Source organism: Rhodosalinus sp., assembly GCF_041685465.1.
GTDB lineage: Bacteria > Pseudomonadota > Alphaproteobacteria > Rhodobacterales > Rhodobacteraceae > Rhodosalinus.
The window spans coordinates 1-5,390 of record NZ_JAWLFS010000210.1 but is presented as its reverse complement, the minus strand read 5'-3'; the positions used below and the strand labels follow the sequence as shown (position 1 = coordinate 5,390).

The following is a 5,390-nucleotide window of genomic DNA, read 5'->3' as shown; positions in this document are numbered from 1 at the left end:
GCTGCTCGGCCGGCTGGCGGGGCATCTCGTCGGGACGGAGGCCGTCGCTGCCGCAAGGCTGTCGATGGCTGCGGCCAAGGTGCCGCGCGATCTCGCCGCGGCGCGGGCGGCGGCGCTTTTTCGGGGACGTGGCGCCGCAGAATGATCTTCGTCAAGGCGCGGAGGCCGCGTTTTCGCGATCTCTCGGCACGGACCACAGGAGGATCCTCATGGCCGGTTTCATGGACGCCCTGAAGCGGCTCTCGGACCGTCTCGGCCACGCAGAGGGGCCGAGCGACGCCGATCTCGCCGATCTCGGGCTGACGCCGGAGGACTACGAAGTTCTCGTCAGCGGCGCGCCGGGCGCCCGCGCACGCATCGAGGCGATGGCGGCGCGGTTCGGCGTGCCCGCCACGCGGATGGATACCCACCGCGGCTACGCGCTGCTGCTCGCCGAGACCTGCGCGCACTGCGGTGCCGCGGCGGCGTGCCGAAAGGCGCTCGAGCGCGGCATGCCGTTGCCCGAGGACCGCTGTCCGAACGCCCCGATCTATCGCGCGATGCTCGGCTGATCGCCCGGCCTACCGGCCGAAATAGGCCTCCATCAGGCGGGGATCGTCGCTCAGCGCCTTGGCAGTGCCCGAGGCCTGCACGCGTCCCGCTTCCAGAACGTAGAGACGCTCGGCGAGGGTCAGCGCGAAATTCGCGTTCTGCTCGGTGATGAGGACCGTCAGGCCATACTCGTCGCGGAGCCTTTTCAGAACCTCCGCGATCTCCTGACAGACCTTGGGGGCGAGGCCGATCGTCGGCTCGTCGACCATGAGAAGCCGGGGCGAGGTCATCAGCGCCCGCCCGAGCGAGACCATCTGCCTCTCGCCGCCCGACTGGGTCGAGGTCTCCTGATGCTCGCGCTCCTCCAGCCGCGGGAAGAGCTTGTGCACGATGTCGAGGTTGCGCGCGATGTCCTCGCGCGCGGTGTAGGCGCCGACCATCAGGTTGTCGCGCACGCTCATGTAAGGGAAGAGATGGAACCGCTCGGGCGCGTAGCCGATGCCCTGCCGCACCGCATGCACCGATCCGCGCCCGACAAGGGATTTGCCCTCCAACCGGATGTCGCCAGTCACCCGCACGAGGCCCAGCACGCTGTCGAGCAGCGTGGATTTTCCCGCGCCGTTGGCGCCGACCACGGCCACGATCTCGCCGGGCTCGACGGTGAGCGAGACGTTCTCCAGCGCCTGCGCCTTGCCGTAGAACGCCGAGAGTCCGTCTACTTCCAGGAACGCCATCACACTCCTCCAAGGTAGGAGGCGCGCACCTCCGGATCGTCGACCACCTCGGCGAAGCTGCCCTCGGCGATGAGCGTGCCTCGGTCGATGGCGATGCAGCGATCGACCAGCGGCTCAAGCGCGGGCAGGTCGTGGCTGACCACGAGAAAGGTCATGCCGTCCCGCCGCATCCGCTGGATCAACTCGGCGATCTGCGCGATCTCGCCCACGGTCAGCCCGGCGAAGACCTCGTCCAGGAGCATCACCCGCGGTGCCGTGGCCATGGTGCGCGCCAGTTCGAGTTTGCGCAGGTCGCCCATCGAAAGCTCGGCTGGCGTTCGGTCGAGATCCGCCTCGGAGAGGCCGACGGACAGGCCTAACTCGCGCTCGCGCTCCGGGTCGGGCGCCCCGAACACCATGCGGCGCACGCTGTTCGGCATCAGTCCGACGCGGATGTTTTCGGCCACGGTCATCCCGGAAAAAGGGCGGGGCACCTGATAGGTGCGGCTGACCCCATGGCGGATACGCGCCGGGGTCGCCAGTGCGCCAATGTCCTCTCCGAAGAGACGGATCGTGCCGGAGGTCTGCCTCAGCTCGCCCATGATCTGGGAGAAGACGGTCGTCTTGCCGGCGCCGTTGGGGCCGATCAGGCCGAGCGACTCGCCCTCCGCCACGGTAAAGGACAGGTCGTTCGTCGCCTTCAGGCCGCCGAACGTCTTGACGAGATGGGAGATCTCCAGCGCCGCGGTCATCGTGCCCTCCGCGCCCTGAGCCAGGCCAGCCCGTCGCCGGCCACGGCGTAGAGCCCCTTCGGCTGATAGATGTAGAGCGCGAGCGCAACCACCCCGTAAATGAAGTAACGCTCCGCCCCCGGCATCCACGGACGCAGGAAATCCAGCAGGAAGGTCAGGAAGAACGCTCCGAAGACAGGCCCGACGATGGTCGAGGCGCCGCCGATCAGCGCCGAGACGATGATCGTGAAGACGAAGTTGATGTCGAAAAGCGCCCGCGGCGCGATGGAGCCGAGGTAATGGATGTAGAAGGCCCCGCCCAGCCCCGCGAAGAAGGCCGAAACGAGGAAGGCCACGGTCTTGAGCTTGGTCGTCGAGAGCCCCGAGCCGCGCACGCTCTCCTCGTTCATGCCGATGGCCGAAAGCGCCGTGCCGAGCTGCGTGCGCATCAGCAGCCAGGCCGAGAGCGCCACGAACAGCATCAGCGTCACCGCGAGGTAATAGCCGTTCGCCGCGCCGCGGGTGAGCGTGTCGATGCCCGACATGCCGCGCGTGCCGCCGGTCAGGTCCGGGCGGATCACCTGCACGAGCTGATACATGAGCTCCATCATCGCCAGCGTTACGAGCGCGAAGTAGCTCCCGCGGACGCGGAGCGCGGGCAGCAGCACGATCAGCCCGCCGATCATCGTCACCAGAACCGCGATCGGGATCGAGATTTCGGGCGCCACGTCGAAACGCTTGTTCAGGATCGCCGTGGTGTAGGCGCCGATCCCGATCAGGAAGGGATGGCCGAAGCTGATGTAGCCCGTCCGCCCTGAGAGCACGTCCCAGCTTACCGCGAAGATCGCGAGGTAGCATGCGAAGATCATCGTGCGCAGCGTGCCCGGCGCGACGAGCTGCGGCAGAAGGTAGAGCCCCGCGATCAGGAGCGCCCAGAGCGCGACGTGGTGCCGGCGCAAGTCCATCAGAGTTCCTCCCGCCCGAAGAGGCCGCGCGGACGCAGCACCAGAACGCCGATGATGAGCAGCATGGTGAACACTCCGCGCAATTCCGGAGCGATCCATGTGACGACGATCACCTCCATGAAGCCGATGACATGCGCGACGATCAGCGTGCCGATGATCGAGCCGATGCCGCCGACGATGACCACGGCGACCGCGATGATCAGCGGCGCCACCCACATCGAGGGCGAGAGCTGCGTGTAGCTTGCGAAGAAGACGCCGCCCAACGCGCCCAGCGCGCCCGAGATGCCCCAGGTGATCATGTTGATCCGGTCGGCATTGATGCCCGAGAGGGCAGCGCCCTTTGCGTCCATCGATACCGCCTGCATCGCGCGTCCGGTGTGCGAGACGCGGATGAAGAGGTAGAGCGCGATCAGGATCGCCCAGCTCGCCAGCGTGGCGATCAGGATGTTGTAGGTCACCGTCACCCCGGCCACGCGGATCACGCCGGGCATGATAGGCAGGAGAATCTTTGAGCTGTCACCGAAAACGAGGACGACGCCCGCCTGCAGGACGACCGCGAGGATCAACGTCGCGATCTCAACCGCGACCATGTCGCCCTTGAGCGGCGTGACGACGAGGCGGTATTTCAGAAGCCCGAGCACGACCCCCGCGAGGGCGGCCACCGCGACCCCGATGCTCTGCGGCAGGTCGAGGCTCTGGCTGATCCAGAAGAAGACGTAGCCGCCGATCAGGAGATAGGCGCCATATGCGAGGTCAAGCACCCGCCCGATCGAGAAGATCAGGGTGAAGCCGACCGCGATCAGCGCGTAGAGGCCGCTGAGAAGGAGCCCCTGGATCAGGATTTGTAACATGAAATCGCCCCGACGCGGGCGGGCGCCCCGTGGCGCCCGCGCCGTCATCTCGTTGTCAGTCCGCCGGCACCCAGCTGGGCAGCGTGAACTCGGTGTTGGCGTATTCGAAGGGATAGACAACGCCGACCGAGCCGTCCTCGTCCCACTGGACCACGACCATCGAGGGCTGGGCGAAGTCGTAGGGCGCCTCGAGGTCGAAGAGCGCGTTGTGCGGATAGGTGCGACCGGTCACGGGCTCGACCTCGTCGTAGTCCCAGAAGCCGTAGCGCAGCCAGAGCTCGCCGTCCTTCATCAGCTTCAGATCCTGGTCGATCATTTCGGCCGCCCAGGCGTCCGCGTCGTCGAAGCCGCCGGCCTTTTCGGCCGAGGCCATCGCCTGCTTGACCCCATGGTAGGCGTTGAAGCCGTTGAAGTGCGGCATCCTCGGGCGGGAGTCGTACTTCGCCTGATAGGTGTCCACGAACGCCTGGCTCGCCGGATCGAGCTCGAAGCCCACGGAGGGGATCGGCGAGAGGGTCGAGATGCCGCCGCCCGCGCCGCCGGTGTCCTCCCAGTATTCGAGGCCGAGCGCGGCGACGTTCACGCCGGTCATCGCCATCGGCACCTGGAGCTTGACGTATTGCGACGAGATTACCTGGCTGTTGACCGAGGAGACCTGATAGATGAAGTCGGCGCCGGTCTGCTCCGCGCGGCTGAAGATGGGGGCGAAATCAACCGTGTTGACATCGTAGGTGATGATGTCGAGCACGTCGATCCCCGCCACGGGCGCCAGCGCGTCGGTCACGAGGCCGGTGATCGCCTCACCGAAGGCAGTATCCTCGGCCAGGATGACCACGGACTCGAAGCCCATCTGCTCCTTCAGGACGTCCTTGCCGAAATCTACGTAAAGCGTGGCCAGCGCCTCGTCGGAGGCGATGTTCATGAAGTAGGGCCGCATGGCGTCGGGATCCTCGACCACCATGTCGATTATTCCGATGAAACTCGTCCAGGTGTCGAGTGTCGGGATGCGGTATTCCTGCATTCGCGGCAGCCAGCCGAGGCTTACGTCGTCGATGGAGCCGGAGACGATGAAATCGACCTGTTCGGATTCGGCGAGGTATTCGTAGGCCTTCACCCCCTCGGTCACGCTTTCGCCGGTGTCGGCGGTGACCATGGTGATCTCCTCGCCCATTACGCCGCCCTGTGCGTTCAGCTCCTCAATGGCGATCTCTGCCCCGCGCAGCGTCGAGAGACCGGTGTCGGAGGAGAGCGAGCCGATGAAGCCCACCTTGATTTCCGCCGCCGCCGGAACCGCGGTCATGATCGCCGCGGCGCTCGCAAGCAGACGAGTCCGGTACGTCATTGTCCTATCTCCCTGTTCTGAAGCCCCGACGCGGGGCATGTAATTCTCGTTGGGGCCCGTTCGTTTTTATCGCCCTGTATCCTGTATACAGTACACGGATCGCTGATCCAATCAACGATTCGTCCGCTCGTTACATGGGTAACCCGATGATCCGGCCGTCGTCGTCGTGGATCACGGCATCCACGTCGAGCTCGACCACCAGGCCCGGCTGGCTCAGCGCGGCCTGAACGGCGGTGAAGACGGGTTCGATGCCGCGG

The 5,390-nt window shown here is 66.2% G+C and carries 6 protein-coding genes; 1 reads left to right on the top strand and 5 read right to left on the bottom strand.

Annotated elements, in window-relative coordinates; translation table 11 throughout:
- Positions 1–209 precede the first annotated feature (209 nt).
- Entirely contained in the window at positions 210–551 is a 342-nt protein-coding gene (locus tag ACESL7_RS12590) for a hypothetical protein (RefSeq protein ID WP_372893664.1), read from the top strand.
- A 9-nt stretch (positions 552–560) separates the two neighbouring features.
- Here the strand turns inward: ACESL7_RS12590 and ACESL7_RS12585 are convergent, their stop codons facing one another.
- The 5 genes from ACESL7_RS12585 to ACESL7_RS12565 are packed head-to-tail and all read right to left on the bottom strand — an operon-like array spanning position 561 to position 5,133.
- Positions 561–1,265 carry an ABC transporter ATP-binding protein gene (locus ACESL7_RS12585; RefSeq protein WP_372893663.1) on the bottom strand — a complete coding sequence of 235 codons (705 nt, stop codon included), beginning with the start codon at positions 1,263–1,265 and terminating at the stop codon, positions 561–563.
- Positions 1,265–1,996, bottom strand: coding sequence for an ABC transporter ATP-binding protein (locus ACESL7_RS12580; protein WP_372893662.1), 732 nt, complete (start codon positions 1,994–1,996; stop codon positions 1,265–1,267). The genes ACESL7_RS12585 and ACESL7_RS12580 overlap by 1 nt, the downstream gene beginning before the upstream one ends.
- Positions 1,993–2,940, bottom strand: coding sequence for a branched-chain amino acid ABC transporter permease (locus tag ACESL7_RS12575; RefSeq protein ID WP_372893661.1), 948 nt, complete (start codon positions 2,938–2,940; stop codon positions 1,993–1,995). Before ACESL7_RS12575 ends, ACESL7_RS12580 begins: the two co-directional genes overlap by 4 nt.
- Complete coding sequence (locus ACESL7_RS12570; RefSeq protein WP_372893660.1) at positions 2,940–3,791, bottom strand: branched-chain amino acid ABC transporter permease; 852 nt, start codon at positions 3,789–3,791, stop codon at positions 2,940–2,942. The genes ACESL7_RS12575 and ACESL7_RS12570 overlap by 1 nt, the downstream gene beginning before the upstream one ends.
- Positions 3,792–3,846: 55 nt before the next feature.
- Positions 3,847–5,133: an ABC transporter substrate-binding protein gene (locus ACESL7_RS12565; RefSeq protein WP_372893659.1), complete on the bottom strand. Its 1,287-nt coding sequence runs from the start codon at positions 5,131–5,133 to the stop codon at positions 3,847–3,849.
- Positions 5,134–5,390: the final 257 nt, after the last annotated feature.

Coding starts and splice junctions, on each gene's coding strand:
- ACESL7_RS12590 (WP_372893664.1), top strand. CDS start 210: ATGGCCGGTTTCATGGACGCCCTGAAGCGGCTCTCGGACCGTCTCGGC.
- ACESL7_RS12585 (WP_372893663.1), bottom strand. CDS start 1,265: ATGGCGTTCCTGGAAGTAGACGGACTCTCGGCGTTCTACGGCAAGGCG.
- ACESL7_RS12580 (WP_372893662.1), bottom strand. CDS start 1,996: ATGACCGCGGCGCTGGAGATCTCCCATCTCGTCAAGACGTTCGGCGGC.
- ACESL7_RS12575 (WP_372893661.1), bottom strand. CDS start 2,940: ATGGACTTGCGCCGGCACCACGTCGCGCTCTGGGCGCTCCTGATCGCG.
- ACESL7_RS12570 (WP_372893660.1), bottom strand. CDS start 3,791: ATGTTACAAATCCTGATCCAGGGGCTCCTTCTCAGCGGCCTCTACGCG.
- ACESL7_RS12565 (WP_372893659.1), bottom strand. CDS start 5,133: ATGACGTACCGGACTCGTCTGCTTGCGAGCGCCGCGGCGATCATGACC.